General features: G+C 57.8%; 11 protein-coding genes. 5 read left to right on the forward strand and 6 right to left on the reverse strand.

Features of this window, described 5'->3' with window-relative positions:
• Nucleotides 1–10: 10 nt before the first annotated feature.
• Together ACVMIH_RS36160 and ACVMIH_RS36165 are read left to right on the forward strand one after the other, a co-directional pair.
• Nucleotides 11–1,318 carry an FAD-dependent oxidoreductase gene (locus ACVMIH_RS36160; RefSeq protein WP_456865047.1) on the forward strand — a complete coding sequence of 436 codons (1,308 nt, stop codon included), beginning with the start codon at nucleotides 11–13 and terminating at the stop codon, nucleotides 1,316–1,318.
• 39 nt (nucleotides 1,319–1,357) lie between these two features.
• Nucleotides 1,358–1,654, forward strand: a complete 297-nt coding sequence (locus ACVMIH_RS36165) for a ferredoxin family protein (protein ID WP_456852942.1) — start codon at nucleotides 1,358–1,360, stop codon at nucleotides 1,652–1,654.
• Between the two features lie 187 nt (nucleotides 1,655–1,841).
• Here ACVMIH_RS36165 and ACVMIH_RS36170 read toward each other — a convergent pair whose 3' ends face one another.
• Both ACVMIH_RS36170 and ACVMIH_RS36175 read right to left on the reverse strand, forming a co-directional pair.
• Nucleotides 1,842–2,390 carry a carboxymuconolactone decarboxylase family protein gene (locus ACVMIH_RS36170; protein WP_456865049.1) on the reverse strand — a complete coding sequence of 183 codons (549 nt, stop codon included), beginning with the start codon at nucleotides 2,388–2,390 and terminating at the stop codon, nucleotides 1,842–1,844.
• Between the two features lie 6 nt (nucleotides 2,391–2,396).
• Nucleotides 2,397–2,951, reverse strand: coding sequence for a peroxiredoxin (locus tag ACVMIH_RS36175; protein WP_253624722.1), 555 nt, complete (start codon nucleotides 2,949–2,951; stop codon nucleotides 2,397–2,399).
• 983 nt (nucleotides 2,952–3,934) lie between these two features.
• On the opposite strand from ACVMIH_RS36175, the gene ACVMIH_RS36180 reads away from it, so the two are divergent.
• Nucleotides 3,935–4,231 carry a hypothetical protein gene (locus ACVMIH_RS36180; RefSeq protein WP_456865051.1) on the forward strand — a complete coding sequence of 99 codons (297 nt, stop codon included), beginning with the start codon at nucleotides 3,935–3,937 and terminating at the stop codon, nucleotides 4,229–4,231.
• Between the two features lie 209 nt (nucleotides 4,232–4,440).
• Entirely contained in the window at nucleotides 4,441–4,884 is a 444-nt protein-coding gene (locus tag ACVMIH_RS36185) for a hypothetical protein (protein ID WP_456865053.1), read from the forward strand.
• A gap of 86 nt (nucleotides 4,885–4,970) precedes the next feature.
• On the opposite strand, the gene ACVMIH_RS36190 is transcribed toward ACVMIH_RS36185, so the two are convergent.
• Genes ACVMIH_RS36190 through ACVMIH_RS36200 form a run of 3 tightly spaced genes read right to left on the reverse strand, consistent with a single transcriptional unit; the run spans nucleotide 4,971 to nucleotide 7,438 of the window.
• The gene (locus ACVMIH_RS36190; protein ID WP_456865055.1) at nucleotides 4,971–5,675 is read right to left on the reverse strand and encodes a DUF2478 domain-containing protein; all 705 of its coding nucleotides are present in this window, start codon (nucleotides 5,673–5,675) and stop codon (nucleotides 4,971–4,973) included.
• Nucleotides 5,659–6,855 (reverse strand): molybdenum ABC transporter ATP-binding protein, encoded by a 1,197-nt coding sequence (modC, locus tag ACVMIH_RS36195; RefSeq protein WP_456865057.1) that lies wholly within the window; start codon nucleotides 6,853–6,855, stop codon nucleotides 5,659–5,661. The genes ACVMIH_RS36190 and modC overlap by 17 nt, the downstream gene beginning before the upstream one ends.
• A 55-nt stretch (nucleotides 6,856–6,910) precedes the next feature.
• Nucleotides 6,911–7,438 carry a hypothetical protein gene (locus tag ACVMIH_RS36200; RefSeq protein WP_456865059.1) on the reverse strand — a complete coding sequence of 176 codons (528 nt, stop codon included), beginning with the start codon at nucleotides 7,436–7,438 and terminating at the stop codon, nucleotides 6,911–6,913.
• 1,251 nt (nucleotides 7,439–8,689) lie between these two features.
• Between ACVMIH_RS36200 and ACVMIH_RS36205 the strand changes: the two genes are divergently transcribed.
• Nucleotides 8,690–10,957: a DPP IV N-terminal domain-containing protein gene (locus tag ACVMIH_RS36205; protein ID WP_456866622.1), complete on the forward strand. Its 2,268-nt coding sequence runs from the start codon at nucleotides 8,690–8,692 to the stop codon at nucleotides 10,955–10,957.
• Between the two features lie 816 nt (nucleotides 10,958–11,773).
• Here ACVMIH_RS36205 and ACVMIH_RS36210 read toward each other — a convergent pair.
• Nucleotides 11,774–12,844 carry a cytochrome-c peroxidase gene (locus ACVMIH_RS36210; RefSeq protein ID WP_456865061.1) on the reverse strand — a complete coding sequence of 357 codons (1,071 nt, stop codon included), beginning with the start codon at nucleotides 12,842–12,844 and terminating at the stop codon, nucleotides 11,774–11,776.
• Nucleotides 12,845–15,335 lie beyond the last annotated feature (2,491 nt).

Consider the following 15,335-nt stretch of genomic DNA (forward strand, 5'->3'; position numbering starts at 1 on the left):
GGAGACGATGATGATTGAAGAGAGGTTCGATGCCATCGTGGTAGGAGCCGGTATGGCTGGTAACGCGGCGGCGTTGTCCATGGCCAGGCAAGGCATGAAGGTGCTGCAGCTCGAGCGCGGCGAATATCCTGGATCGAAAAATGTGCAGGGCGCAATCCTCTACGCGGACATGGTGGAAAAGCTAATCCCCGAGTTTCGCGAAGAGGCGCCGCTCGAACGTCATCTGGTTGAACAACGGTTCTGGATGATGGACGACCGCTCGCATGTCGGGATGCATTACCGCTCGGACGATTTCAACGAGGAGCGGCCGAACCGTTACACGATCATACGCGCGCAGTTTGACAAATGGTTCTCGTCAAAGGTGCGCGAAGCCGGCGCGACCGTGCTCTGCGAGACGACCGTGACGGAGCTCATACGGGACCAGCGTGAAAGGATTGTCGGCGTTCGTACAGATCGCCGCGACGGCGAAATACATGCCGATGTCGTCGTGCTCGCTGAAGGGGTCAATGGTCTGCTTGGGACGCGCGCGGGCCTGCGCGCGCGGCCGACACCCGATAACGTTGCGCTCGCCGTCAAGGAAATGCACTTCTTGCCTCGCGAGACTATCGAAGCGCGTTTCAATCTTAAGGGCGAAGAAGGCGTCGTGATCGAGGCGGCGGGCACCATTTCCCGCGGTATGACCGGAATGGGTTTCATCTATGCCAACAAGGAGTGTATTTCGCTGGGCATCGGTTGTCTCGTCGCCGATTTCCAGCGCACCGGACAGACGCCCTACGGCTTGCTCGATCAATTCAAAAGGCATCCCTCTGTGTTGCCTCTGCTAGCAGGTTCCGAAGTCAAGGAATATTCGGCGCATCTCATCCCTGAAGGAGGCTACAAATCGATCCCGCAGCTCTACGGGGAAGGCTGGGTAGTCGTTGGCGATGCGGCGCAACTCAACAATGCCGTTCATCGAGAGGGGTCCAATCTCGCGATGACCTCAGGTCGCATAGCGGCCGAAGCGATCGGCCTGGTGAAATCGCGCGGCGAGCCGATGACAGCGACAAATCTGTCGCTCTACAAGAAGATGTTGGATGAGTCCTTCGTCATCAAGGACCTCAAGAAGTACAAGGATTTGCCGCCCCTGATGCATACTCACTCACAAAACTTCTTTCTCACCTATCCGCAGCTCATCTCTAAGGCAATGCAAAACTTTGTGCGGGTCGATGGTACGCCCAAGGTTGAGAAGGAGAAGGCGACCTTGAAATCCTTTGTCAAGGCGCGCTCATGGATGGGGCTGTTCGGCGATGCATGTCGTTTTGCGCGAGCCTGGCGCTAATTATCAACAGTGTGAGTTCCAAGTATGGAAGGACAGAGCATGGATGCCGAACCCTCGGTGCGCGTAGAAGACAAGCTGTATTACAACCGCTACCTTGTCGACATTGGTCGTCCTCACGTAAAGGTTCGCGCACACACGTCCCCATCGCCGCAGCTAGTCGCGCTTTTGAAAGCGTGCCCCGCGCGATGCTACGAGCTGAACGATGAGGGGCGGGTCGAGGTGACTGTTGACGGCTGTATCGAGTGCGGTACCTGTCGGGTGATCGCCGAGCCCACCGGCGATGTCCAGTGGAGTTACCCGCGCGGCGGATATGGGGTGCTGTTCAAGTTTGGCTGAGGGTAAGGTGAGGATGGAACGAAGCCGTGGTACGAACCGCCCTAAGCGTCGTGATATTAGCATCTTTCGCGCGTTCCGCCTCTGGCACGGTGCGCGCAATTTGAGCTAGACACGTATTAAGGTAACAGGACCGGTGTGGCGATACGGAACGGCGCGACACCCTGTCGATCGGATGGCAGAGGAGGAGTCAGCCCGTTGCCTGGGATGGGCTCGGCCGAACGGCTTCGATAGCAATCGCCACTGACTGGACGATAGCTGCAGAGCGCACGGCAGTGAGGATCACTTCGGAGCTGACGCCCGCAGCTCGCAGTGTCTTCTCGTGGGCATCGATACAAGCACCGCATCCGTTTATGGCGGAGACAGCAAGTGACCATAGCTCGAAATCAGACTTGTCAACACCCGGACTGCCAATCACGTTCATGCGCAGCCGTGGCGGCATTGTCTTGTATTCCGGATTAGAGGCGAGGTGAACGAAGCGGTAGTAGACATTGTTCATCGCCATCACAGCGGCCGCAGATTTCGCTGCCGCGATCGCCACGGGCGTCATCACAGCGACCGCGGCGGATTCCATTGCGGCAATGACGTCTGCATTGCGGGTCGCAATCGCGCTCGCCAGCAACAGCCCGTATTGCCGCTGCGGCGAGAGTGTCTCATCGGCCATCAAGGACGTCAGATTGAGTCTGACGTCCTTGGCGAAATCTGGGATCTTTTCGTTCAACTGTTCAATCGACGACATGCTGCCTCAAGCGACCTTCAGGACTTCGCCGCCGATTTCGCGGTTGCAGGGACAGAGCTCGTCGGTTTGGAGGGCGTCCAGCACGCGCAGTGTGTCCTTGGGGCTGCGCCCGACGTTGAGATTGGTCGCATAGACGTGCTGGATCGTGTTGGCAGGGTCAACAATATAGGTGTAGCGATACGCGACCCCTTCGGGGGAACGCACACCAAGGCCATCGACCAGGGTCCCCTTTGTGTCGGCAAACTGCCAGATTGGTAAATTGTGCAAGTCGGAATGAGAGCGTCGCCACGCAAGCTTGCAGAACTCGTTGTCAGTCGAGCCGCCCAGTACCACTGCATCGCGGTCGACGAATTCCTTGGAAAGCCGGGCAAACTCGGCGATTTCGGTCGGGCAGACGAAGGTAAAGTCCTTGGGATAGAAGAAGATGATCTTCCATTTTTCTGGGAAGCTGGCTTCGGTCAACGTCTCGAATGCACTCTGCCCATCTTCCTCCTGCGCCTGAAAGCCAGGCTTCACGCCTGTGATCTCGAACGGCGGCAATTGACTTCCAATTCCAAGCATACGGTCCTCACACGTTTGTTTTCGGACATGGTGACCACGCTGGTGAAGCAAACGACATGCCATCAGTTCTCAAGAGCCGATTGTCCTGGTTGCGCCGCGCAGCGGCTTGGCTGCAGAGTGCGCCTCGCGCATTGAGGCCGCTCGAAACGGCAGGTGATCACCAAGCTGCGAGGATGTGCCGCACCTGAAACATGAATGAACCCAACCAGGCTCGCTGCGGTGGCAATGAAGGCTGGAAATCTACGTAGCGTCAGGTTGTAGAGTGTCAACGCACATGCGGCTATCACATCATGGACCGAATCGACGGCAATGCTGCGCAGAAATCGTCATTGAACGCAGATTATGCGGCGTTCAGTAGAGCCACAAAGCGGACGGCCCTACTCGATCCCTTTAGAGAATATCTAGGTCTCGAGCCCCAACAAGGATTTCGTCGTTACGACGACGACCCCAGCCTCATCGCGGGCCTTGCCAACGAAGAGCTGAGCAAGCTCGATTCGAGTTCGCAGAATAGGAAACCATTCAAAGCACTGCTTCGGCGCAACGCAAGTTCGGTGATTGGCTCCGCACAGAGGGCAAGGCGAGCATCGCGAGGCGAATCAACGGCAATAATGAGCAGCAACGCTCGCTGGATGCAGACTACCGGGCTTACGCCGAAGCCAACGGGAAATCTGGCGTGACGCTCAAGAAGCTCAGGCAGTATGCGCAAGTCGTCGAGGCAAACAGAGCGCTGGGTGTACCCTTTCCTCAGCAAAGCGCAGGCTCGGACTCAACCTCCACCTCGACCTGGATGCGAGATTTGCCGACGCCGCCGTCCGAAAGTGAGTGGCCGCCGGTGTTAGGCCCGTTTGGTCAGGCCGGCTTGCAGGAGCAGGCCGGGTCGAGCTCGACTTGGTTCCGCAACTGCCATCCTATTTCGACTTTCCAACGCCGATGGGCGAGGCGAGCCAGCTTGGTCCTCAGACATCTATCGGGGTCTCGGTTCTTTGGTTGACCTGCCGTCCACACCGCAGGACATGCGTGACGACGCCCAGTCAGGGTCGGTGCAGAGACCTCCGTTCTTCATCGGGCCATCGGGTATGCCTCAAGAGCTCGAGGACATCGGATATCTCGTCGGCGAGGATTGGCAGCATGGCTCACAGCCGGTGCCGGATTTCCTGCTCGATGTACTGGATAATAAAATGCTGTTGCCGAGTTCGCGAATGGCTCCCCAGCCGGTCTCCATCAACGGGGAGACCTACTCCATCACGTGGGTCCGCGAGGACGCCGCGACGCTCAGCTGATCCATCATGCTGGCCCATCCTCGGTTCCTAAGACCCGGGTCGCTGGTTCGGCTGCGGGTGCCTCTGCCAGCGACCGCAGCGGACGGGTTCTCGGAGCGAGGGAATGGCTGGGCGACGAGCATATCCAGCGGGACTACGAACTCCTGGCGCAGGAATTGTGGGCGAGCAATCCAAACCTCGCCGCCAGGACTCGGTTCGTCGATCCTCTCATGGCCTTTCGGGTGGGCCAGGGGACCGATGCCGACGCGCTAGCCGCATTCCATCGCATTGTCGACGATCGGGATGGCAACGATACAGCCGACCTCCTGTTCTTGCCGGTCAATGATGCCAGCGCCACGGACCTCGATCGCCGCGGCTCCCATTGGTCGTTGCTGCTGGTGGACCGCCGCGATCGCGACGGGCCGGTTGCCTACCACTACGACTCAGCTCAGGGATACGATGACAGACCTGCAGCAATGCTCGCAGCGCGGGTGGGAGCCGATCTGCAAGGCGCCTCCATACGCCAGCAGAGGAACGGCTATGACTGCGGTGTCTTTGTGGTCGACGGTACGCGGGCGCTGGTCAGGCGGCTCGCGGGAAGACGGCAGTCAGACCTCAGTCTCACCAATCTCGTCATTGATCGGCAGGCACTGCAAAACCGGCTGAGGGGCTGAAATCCGCCTCGACTGAATAGCGCCAAGTTGATTAAACTGCGACTTCTCGCCGGCTGAACGTCCATAATCGGAGCCTTCGCAAAGCATCATGGTGTCTCGTAACGAGGAGCGGAGCCCGGAGCTAAGGCTGTTTTCAGAGACGGCGAAGTGTCTGACGGGCGATTTCGGAGCGGCGTATCCGGTGGTCGTACTGTCGTCATCAAGCGCTCCGGTATCATAGTGCCCAAATAGTCGCAGGTGGGAATGAAAGCCCAGCTGCGCGCCAGGCGCGTGGAGATATCGCGCCACCATCGCTGAACGATTTGGCGATCGCAAAATAGCAACGTGCCAACATCACCCGTAAAAGTTCGCCAAGCGGCAAGACATCTAACTAGAACGGCTGTCAGAAGTGGTACGTCCCGGGCGATTGGGTCGACGAATTCGGCGCGCAGACGGCCGCCAGTTGCTTGCTGCCGGCAAAATGTGCTCATCGCGAGGAGATCGACCAGGTCGCGAGGCGCTCGGAAAGCGATAGCTGCGGCCTTCGCGAGTCCATTTGTATCGAGCTTATAGACAAAGCTGCGCTGCCGACTTGCTCGGAAGTCGAGATTTCTCGCCCTGACGCAATGTCCCTTGCGACCAGGCCGGGTACCGTGTGCGCCCGTCAAGTGTCGCCGGATGATGCCGCCGATGCGTACGACTCGCCGCGCGAGATCCTGGGCTGAATCGCCCTGTAGCATATCTACATCGTCTGGCCGGTCGAAGGCAGCCGCAACATGCTTCGGATCTATCTCATCAAGATTGTCGCTCACTGTCGTACTCCGATTGCTGTTCGTTTCTCGTATCGGCGCTTACCCGTCGAACGCCTCCTGCTGATGTGGAAGGCCCTGCGAGCAACCGCTCGGGGACTGCGACCGGCACGGCGCGCGCGACCTCGGCGAATACGTCAATACCATTGCTGAGCCGTAGCGCATCAAAGGAGCGACGCGGGATGCGGGCCAGAAGCGGTACGCCCGAACGGCCAGTTTCGAGAGCCAGGACCAAGGTGACCTCAGCATCGTCGAACGGCAGAGAGGCTTTGATGCGTGCCGGAAAGACATTGAGGATGGAGCTGGCGCGCGGCGGCTCGCACGCGATGCTGACATCGCCGGCTGCGACGCGCAGCCGAAGCTGCGCGCCCGGCCTAAGCGGCGATCCAGGAATCAACAGGCGCGCACCTTTGAGGCGGAGGATGATCAGCCCATAGCGCCCGTCATAGCCGCCGACCACGGTATCAAGGCAGACTGCCGCATCGCCGCGCGCGGCAAGAGCCGGGGCGATCTGAACGACATTGAGTGGCCCGGCTGCAGTCACAGCGCCATCTTTCATCATGACGAGATGATCGGCAAAGCGCTCTATGTCAGCCATGTCATGGCTGACATAGATCATGGGTAATGGGAGCTCTTCCCGCATCCGCTCGAGAAACGGCAAGATCTCGCACTTAGCGGAGCGGTCGAGCAAAATGAGCGGGTCGTCAAGCAAAAGTAGCCGAGGTTGTGCCAGCAGCGCGCTGCCCAGGGCAAGGCGCTGTCGCTCGGCGTCAGAAAGATGCGATGGCGAACGCTCGAGCAGCGGGGTAAGGGCGAGCAATTCGACCACGCCATCAAAATCGATCAGTGTCGGTTTCGATTTCGACGCGTTGAACAGAAGGGTGCGCTTGACGGACAAATGCGAAAAAAGAATTGGTCGTTGGAATACATAAGCGACGGGACGCAGATGAGGCGGCCGAAACGTCGTCTGATCCTGCCAAATCTCACCATCGATTGCGCAAAATCCACCCGGCAGACGCTGCACGCCGGCGATGCAGCGTGCGAGCGCGGTCTTGCCGCAGCCGGGCGGCCCGAAAATAGCCGTGATGCCTTTGGCTGGCGCGCTGAATTGGGCCACCAGCGGGATGTTTGCGAGAGAGCCGTTGAAGGCGAATTCGATATAGCCAGGTTTTGCTTCTCTCACGTGCCCGCGCCTGTGAAGTATCTTTCTACCAAGATCACGAGCAGAATCGCCGCGATCACCATGCCTCCGAGAATCCAGTCTGTTCCGCTCCAACGCCGTGTCTGCGCCCCAAAAGGCCATAACGCATGGTTGCGGCAATAGAGATCGATGGTGTTAGGACAAGCGGCTTGTTGAGCATCTCCGAGCCATCGATGATCGTGGCAATCGGAAGCTGCCCTGCGCGCTTGCCGATCACACAGGGAGAGCCCAATTCCAGCATCGTGGAATGCTCAGCCGGCTTGACCGGACCGAGGGGGTTCGTTGCAAGCTGAAATGGCGCCGCTTGTGTCGTTGGGCGGGAAGGCTGTCGGCTCGCGCCAGAGCTCAAGATTGGATCTGGGGCCGAAATCCGCTCCGATGACGTCACAGTTTTGGTAGCAGATGTGAAGGCTGCGCCGGCGGCCCTAATCGTGGCTTCTGCGTTCCCGGGTGCAAGCAGCATCAAAGTCAGATCGATCAAGATCAATCGGATAAGCCTCATTTTGGACTCCGGGTCCGCTGCGACCGCCTTCTTCGCGGCAGCTCGTTGATCCTTGCCCAGCAATCCGCGTGCCGTTCCCAGGAATATGGCGCGCGGCCGGCGTGACAAAGGGGCTTCGCATCGCTCTCCGCCCGGCGTCTTAGATGGTCGTATCTTATGGTAGGGTTTTGGACACTCGCGTCATCAACCGCACATGCAGGACGATGAGATGGAAGCTGGGCGCGGTACCATCGTCACTTGCGCTGGAGATGGTGCGTTGGCGAACGTGCGACCGTCAAACTCGCCAATAATGCACAAGGCGATGCGATCCAGTTTGTCAGACCTCACCGTTCTGCCGGAGGAGAGAAGGTGAGCTCATTGGCAACCTGAGGGACTTGACTGGCTATCTAGAAGCTTTCGTGATCGCCTGGACGGACATCTCACGGATGCGAGTTATCGCTAGGTCATGAGCATTCAGATCCAGCCCAGTTCGTAGCCGCGCGCGATCGTCCCAGCAACCGGAGGGCGAGGCATCACCCGCGAAACTCTCTCCTGGTCACATCAGCACACAGGTGGTTTCGGCCGCGAACGATCAACGATGCCACTGCGTGCAACATTCTCTCATCAGGAGCAGCACACCGCAACACCACCGCTCCATTGCGCGTCAGTCCCCGCATCAAGGTGTCGAGAGTACGACGTTGCGTTCTCGGAGCAGACGGATTCGACCGGCAGGGGCCTCTGCAACGATACCGACAGAGGCTCGATCATTGGCAGCCCATCGATTGCGCCTCACGGCAAGTCAAAGAGCTGTCGACCAAATGATGTACGTCTAACCAGCGGCACTTAGCATCCGGTTACAATTGCCGTCGAGGCCGAGGCGCGCGATCTGATGACGAAGATGATCGCATATCTGACCAGCTGCAACAACCACGGCTGCCGTGGCGAAACGAAGAGGAGATCGCTGCGTCCTTGCATGTGGTGGCGGTAGGAGCCAATCGGTTGACTTTCGATGGCATCTTCATGCTGCCTTGGCAGTTGTTGGAGCCGGAGTTCAAGTTTTTCAGCATACTGGCCTGAAATCAACCACTAGACCACGTGCGATATACGCTTTGTGTTCGACGTCCGACCAGCTGTGCGTTGAACAGTCACAGATCTTGGCGCGAAAACGACGTTGAGATCGAAAAGAGCCGGCACGCGCGCCGCATCAGCTGGCATGGCCCCTGCATATCACCGGCGGCAGAGCAGCGATCGGACATTGGTCAGGTCGCCGCGGTTGGCACGAGCTTGTCATTTTCGTGGGATGAAATGCGACCTGGAGTTCTTGTAGTGCTTGCGATGCTGGTCCAGCCGGAATCTGCTGCCGCGCACGCCCTGGCCGACGAAATCGCCCGTCCGCCGCTGGTTCAGTCCGATTATGAGCGAGCGCTGACGATCGGCGATCGCTATGGCCAACTCACCGTCAATGTACCCGAAGTGCCGTTCTGGCTGCCAGAGGGCGAGTCGTTCGTCTACCGACGTACAACCCAGGGCAAACGCCAGTTCATGCTGGTGAATGCTGCCACAGGTGTAAAGCGACCAGCTTTTGATCAGATTCGCCTCGCGGCGGCGCTAAACAAGAGGAGCCATAAGAACTACAAAGCCGACGATCTGCCCTTCGCCCGTTTCGAGCTGACCGATAGCGGCCAAACTCTCAGTTTCGAAATCGAGAATACCCGCTGGAGCTGCGAACTTGCGAGTTATGTCTGCACAAGCATGCAGGTCCATCAGGGGCTGAGTGCTGACGACACGCTACCTGCCGTCAATCATTCGTCGAAGACAAGTACATCTCCCGACGGGAGATGGGACGCCTATATTAGAAACTACAATATCTTTCTGCGCAGCAAGGACGGCCTGCAGGACATCCCATTGACCTGGGACGGATCAGAAGGAAACTACTATGCTTTGTCGACGTTAAGATGGTCTCCGGACTCAATTCGCCTGGCTGCTTATCGGATCCGTCCAGGCGACCAAAGGAAGATTCATTACGTCGAATCGTCTCCAACCGACCAGATTCAACCCAGGCCTTTGTCGATGACATACGCAAAGCCGGGTGATGCCCTGGCGTTGTCCCAGCCGGTGCTCATTGATGTCGTCAGCCGGCGCGTGATTGCAATCGACAGCGCCGCTTTCCCAAATCCGTATAAACTCTCGCCGATCAAGTGGTGGAAGGACGGACGTGGCTTTACCTTCGAATACAATCAACGTGGGCATCAGCTCTATCGACTTGTCGAGGTGGACGCCGCCACCGGGCAGGTGCGCTCCTTGATTGACGAGGTCAGCGAGACCTTTATCGAGTACGGGCGTCTGCAGCCACGTACTGGAAAGACCTTCCGGTACGACCTTGAGGATGGGAAGGAGATCATCTGGGCGTCCGAGCGCGACGGGCATGAGCACCTGTATTTGTTCAATGGCCGGACCGGTGAGCTCAAAAATCAGATCACCAGAGGAGATTGGGTGGTCCGCGCGGTCTATTATGTCGATCCGATCAAACGCCAGATCTGGTTTGGCGCCAGCGGGATGAACCCTGGGGAGGATCCCTATTTCGTCCACGCCTATCGCATCGACTTCGATGGGAGGGGACTGACTGCGCTGACGCCTGAGCAGGCCAATCATCACATCGAGTTCTCACCGAGCGGACGCTACTATGTCGACCTGTGGTCACGCATTGACTTGCCGCCGCGCATGGTGTTGTACCGGGCCAGCGATAATTCCGAACTTACGGATGTCGAGCGCGCCGATATAAGAGACCTGATCGGCGTCGGTTGGAAGCCGCCACTGAGCTTCACTGCCAAGGGGCGGGACGGCAAGACCGATATATGGGGCGTCATTCACCTGCCGGTCAACTTCGATCCAAACAGGAGATATCCGGTCGTCGAGGACATCTATGCCGGCCCACACAGATCCTCCGTTCCGAAATCTTTCTCGACCCGGGTCGAACCGCTCACCCAGCTGGGATTTATCGTTGTTCAGATCGATGGCATGGGTACGAATAACCGCTCGCGCGCGTTTCATGACGTTGCCTGGAAGAATCTGAAGGACGGCGGCTTTCCCGACCGAATCCTGTGGCACGAGGCGGTCAGCGCAAGATATTCTTGGTATGATATCTCCAATGTCGGCATCTTTGGCACGTCCGCCGGCGGGCAGAATGCGGTGAGCGCGCTGCTGTTTTATCCTGAATTCTACAAAGTAGCCGTGGCCAACAGCGGCTGCTACGACAACCGCATAGACAAAATCTGGTGGAACGAACAGTACATGGGTTGGCCGGTCGGCGTCGAATATTCGCAGTCTTCGATGATCGACAACGCACATCGGTTGCAGGGTAAGCTGATGCTTGTCGTCGGCGAAATGGACCAAAATGTTGATCCGTCCTCCACGTTGCAGCTTGCAGATCGGCTGATCAGGGCGGGAAAATTCTTCGATATGCTTTATGTGCCCGGCGGCAATCACGGAACACCGGGCAATTATGCCGAGCTCAAGCTGCTGGACTTCTTTGTTTGCAACATACTCGGTCAGAGAACGCCGAACTGGAATGCCGCAATGAGCGAGCTGCCGAAGGGCAAATAGGGCGGTGATGGCGTAAGGACGCCTGATCATTTTGGTCGCTTCGCTGTCGCCATGACACTTCGCACGACGGCTCTCCCGAAACTCGGGCTCTGTAGCATTTCAGGCAAAAAGGCCATTCACAACTGAATGGCTTCTTAAGAAGCTCATCGCGGCTGAGGCGGCAATTTCAGCTCGCAGCCTCCGGGAGCTTGTGCGCATCTTCGAATGCGCCTGCGTCCGCCCGTCAGCGTTGCGCGTCCCGCATACGAGATCGAAGCTGCCGTGCCGTCGCAACATTGCGCAAATGGGGAAGCAAAGCTGCTCCCCGCAAATCCGACCTGTTCAACTGGAGTGAGATCGTACAGGGCGATGTTTCCCGAAAACGTGCGGCTGCCGCATCACTTTTACTCCTGTCAGAGAGAGCGGTTGCCTTTCGCATAATCGGACAGTCTTGCAAATGCTGCGACGTCGCGCTCGCTCCTCGCGCAAGGGTAGGGCGTCTTGATCGTTGAAGTCGGGGTTGGAAAAATCGCCGGCGTAAGATGATATGCGGTGCCCGCGAGCTACGGAAGGCGCGGGTCCCTTGTAGCAACGTTACTTGGCGCGTCTCAGTGCGACTTTTGTTGCAGTGCCAGCTGTTCCTTCCGGGGCTGAGCCACCTAGGATCGAGATGAAGTCGACCCGCGCCCAAAGAGTGCTTGTGTCGGCTGCGAAAGAGTAGCGGCCTAAAGGTTTGGCTGACAGCTTTAGCTCGACCACACGATCCTGACTTCGTCGCGGCCTGAGTCACTGCGCTGTATTCTCGCTAATCACATGGAGTTTCGCGATCGTGACGGCCTATTTGTCTAAAGAGGGCCTTGGGGTGACGTTGGTGCGTGTGGGTAGTATCGGATAATCGATCTTCGGCAACTGACCGGTAAGCGAATTTAGAAAGGCGACAATTTCGTCAGTTTCTTTGTCACTCAGCTTTATGCCGAGTTGAACCTCACTCATTACGCCAACCGCTTGTTTGAGGCTCCAAACCTGACCGGAATGGAAGTAGGGAGACCGCAATGCGACGTTGCGCAATGGCGCGGTGCGGAAAACATACTCATCGCTAGGATTCTTAGTGACGGCAAAACGTCCCTTATCGTCTCTCGGAAGCAAGTTTGCGTCGGGCCTTTTAATCACGCCGAACGGGAAGTAATCCTGTCCACCGACGTTGATTCCGTTGTGGCAAGAGGAGCATCCCTTTTCGATGAATAGCTTTAGCCCGGCTTTCTGCTGGTCACTGAGAGCATATGCATCGCCCTCAAGGTACTGATCGAAGGGGGCGGTGGGTGTGATCAAGGTCGCCTCGAAAGCCTCGATGGCCTTGGCAGAATTTTCAAAGGTAACGGGCGCCGCATCGTTGGGGAACGCCTTACTGAACATAACGACATATTCCGTCATGGAATTCAACGTGCTGAGCACGCGATCGGGCGTCGCATTCATTTCGACACCGGCCTGGATAGGCCCCGCGGCCTGCGCCTTGAGATCTGCCGCGCGCCCGTCCCAGAACTGCGCCACGTTGAAGACCGCGTTGTAGACAGTTGGCGCGCGACGTGAACCCTGCTGCCAGCGATGACCGATCGAAGTCGGACCGGCATCTACCCCGCCCATCCCAACGTTATGACACGTGTTGCAGCTAATGACCTCGCTCGCCGAAAGCCTCGGATCGAAGAACAGGGATTTGCCAAGGGCGACCTTTTCGTGGGTGATCGGGTTGTCCTTCACCGCTGGAACCATTGAGGGGATTGGCTTGAAAAGTCGCCTGGCGGCGCTCATTAGATCATCATTGGCACCTGCTGCCGGCGAAACCAGAATGGCAATGGCCACGACAAATAGCTTGCCTACCATGTAAAGCTGGCCTGTCGCTGGTTTCCTCATATTAAGCCTCTTTCGTCGTAGATCAGGCAATCGCGAGCATAGGGCGGTGCGGCCGCTTCAGTCCGTCCGCAGAAAGACCCGCAGCAATCAACGACGAATGATATCTTCCGCGTTGCGGCTAGGCTGCGCGCAAATCCAGCTCACGCGCTGAGTAGCAACTGCCGTGCCAGCGGAGCTCAAGATCGAAGCCGCTGAGCTGGCGTCGAGCAATTCCACACTAGTAATAGGCAGCGGCAGCTTGAGCCTGCGGAATCCGCCGTCGGTCAGAGCCGCGGCCGTCACAGTGCACAACAAGCCATTCTGACCCAGCGGTCCAAAGTCTTGTGCTTCTCGGAAAACTATCGTGCCAAACTCTTGTCTGCGGGCTCTAAGACCGTTGGCTCGGACGACGAACAAGCGAGCAGCGTCGGCGACAACTTATCGCCGATCGTCCCAGCGCGCCTTCAACCCAACACTAGGCCGAGCGATCATCGACCAACACCGGCGACGTTTCACACACGGGGGCAGCCGCTGAAGCGTGCAGCTGGCGCGAGTTCGTCCACAATGCGGATGTACCCGTCCCGGAGCGTATTCACACTTGCTGGACGCTCAAAAATGCTTGAATCGATCGTAGCGTCAGGTTGTAGTCATTGCGAAGCAGAGCTTCGCATCAGGGAACGCCACATTGGGAACTAGCATCGCGAATGTCACAGTGGAACGCATCGCGCGCGCTGCAAAGCGCAGCCGGCCTCTGTCGTGTCTCGGTCTTCGCAGTGAACGGGTTGCGCGTGGCGAGGCGATGATTCGGGAGACCGCTATGATTACGGCGGCCCCGCGACGGCCGCTGCCGAGCTGTTGCCTAGCTCCCGATAAACAGGTGACGCTCGTTGGGCAAAGAACCATAGTGAAGGATATGCGGCTTAAGAGGGATTTGGTGGATCAAGAACGACGAATGGGGTGGACTTACAATGCGCACCGCTCGGCAACCGCCCTTGTTGCGATCGCGATCGCGGCCATGTGGTGTACAGGATACGCTCGCGCGCGAGATCAGCGGGCTGAAGAAGTCCTTACGTCGTGCAGACCAGACGTAATGCGCTTCTGTGAGCGCTTCACAGGACGTAGGGATGTAGACGCAGCCATGTTTTGTCTTAGGGACAATTTCAAAAGCTTGGGCGTCGAATGTCGCCGCGCGATGCCAACCGCCGCGGATAGAAGCGGAGGACGAAAACGACGTCTCAATAGGGTTCCGATCGTCCTCGATCGAGAGTGATCCGTCCGAGCAGAAGCTACAGAAATTGACGCACGGTGACGTGTTCCAGGCTGATTAGCGCTGGACTTTGATCTGCCTGCTGTTCGAAAGTCTATCGGGCTGGAATCGTCACCCTGTTGAGCCGGACGCATCCGCCAGCGGCACTGAACGTCGTGAACCGATTGACCTCGTTCGGCGATCGACAGGGCCACCACGCGTGTTACGAGGTCATGGTTCGCTTTGAGGTTCGATGTGCTACTGCGGCGGTTGCGCGCTATCTGCGCTGCAGCCCGTTCGGCGGACGAGGCAACCGTGAAGTTGCCATCGACTGGCTGGAAATGATCCGACGGACGAATCTGCTTCAACGTCGGAGGTCGTTAGGCCGCACATCGTTCAGGAGTCCGTATTGTCCATCAATCTATGACGTTGTTGTCGGCGGCCTGGCATTTCTCGCAGGTGACTAGATCGACTATGACTGGCAAAAGATCGCCGGAATGCTCGCGTTGGGGCGGGCATTTGATCGCGGTCTTCCAGATATTCTCACATTGGGATTAGGTTGGGCTCGAGGGGGGGCGAATCGAGCCAAGGAGACCGCAGAGGTTAACCCCCAATCGAATTCGCGAAGGAACTGCATGATGCCATTGCGGCGTTTTCGATGGACGCTTCAGAGGAGCCGTTTGGCCGGGTCGTGGTGCTCGTGGTCGAATTCACATTAGGGTTTAAAACCAAAGGAAACGTCGTCGACAAGAGCCGCTCAAAGGCTGACAGCTGTTCAAGCAGGCGCTTCTCAACACCCTCGCGTTCCGCGCCAGATAGGTCCGTCTTAAGTAACCGCCGGCAGCGCCAGATTTCGTTCCGCAGCCACCTGATCTCACTTAATCTATCATCGATCGAAGTCATTGCAGATGTAGTTCACTTTGGCATTCGAGCTTGAGCACGCGGATCTTCATGAGTAGCGGTGGCTCCGCATTCATGCCGAATAATTCCGTCTGAGGACTTGTGACTGCTCACCCGTTTCTGCGCAGATGTGGCGAGCGGTTCGATTTGTGCAAGGCCCCTCTTAAGCAATATCACCGTACACAGCGCGTCTGACGAGAAATCGCGACAGATCCGCGAGTGTTCTCCGCGCCCTGATAGCGTATCTTGCATAATTCCTGCGCTCTACAGTTTCGTGCCCATCAGATACGAAAGATGGAGAGATGTTAAATCACGTCCGGCATTAGGTAGCTTGAGCACGAGCTGGCAAACTAGGGCGCATCTCGC

The organism is Bradyrhizobium sp. USDA 4503, from assembly GCF_054055815.1.

Coding starts and splice junctions, on each gene's coding strand:
- ACVMIH_RS36160 (WP_456865047.1), top strand. CDS start 11: ATGATTGAAGAGAGGTTCGATGCCATCGTGGTAGGAGCCGGTATGGCT.
- ACVMIH_RS36165 (WP_456852942.1), top strand. CDS start 1,358: ATGGATGCCGAACCCTCGGTGCGCGTAGAAGACAAGCTGTATTACAAC.
- ACVMIH_RS36170 (WP_456865049.1), bottom strand. CDS start 2,390: ATGTCGTCGATTGAACAGTTGAACGAAAAGATCCCAGATTTCGCCAAG.
- ACVMIH_RS36175 (WP_253624722.1), bottom strand. CDS start 2,951: ATGCTTGGAATTGGAAGTCAATTGCCGCCGTTCGAGATCACAGGCGTG.
- ACVMIH_RS36185 (WP_456865053.1), top strand. CDS start 4,441: ATGGCCTTTCGGGTGGGCCAGGGGACCGATGCCGACGCGCTAGCCGCA.
- ACVMIH_RS36205 (WP_456866622.1), top strand. CDS start 8,690: ATGCTGGTCCAGCCGGAATCTGCTGCCGCGCACGCCCTGGCCGACGAA.
- ACVMIH_RS36210 (WP_456865061.1), bottom strand. CDS start 12,844: ATGAGGAAACCAGCGACAGGCCAGCTTTACATGGTAGGCAAGCTATTT.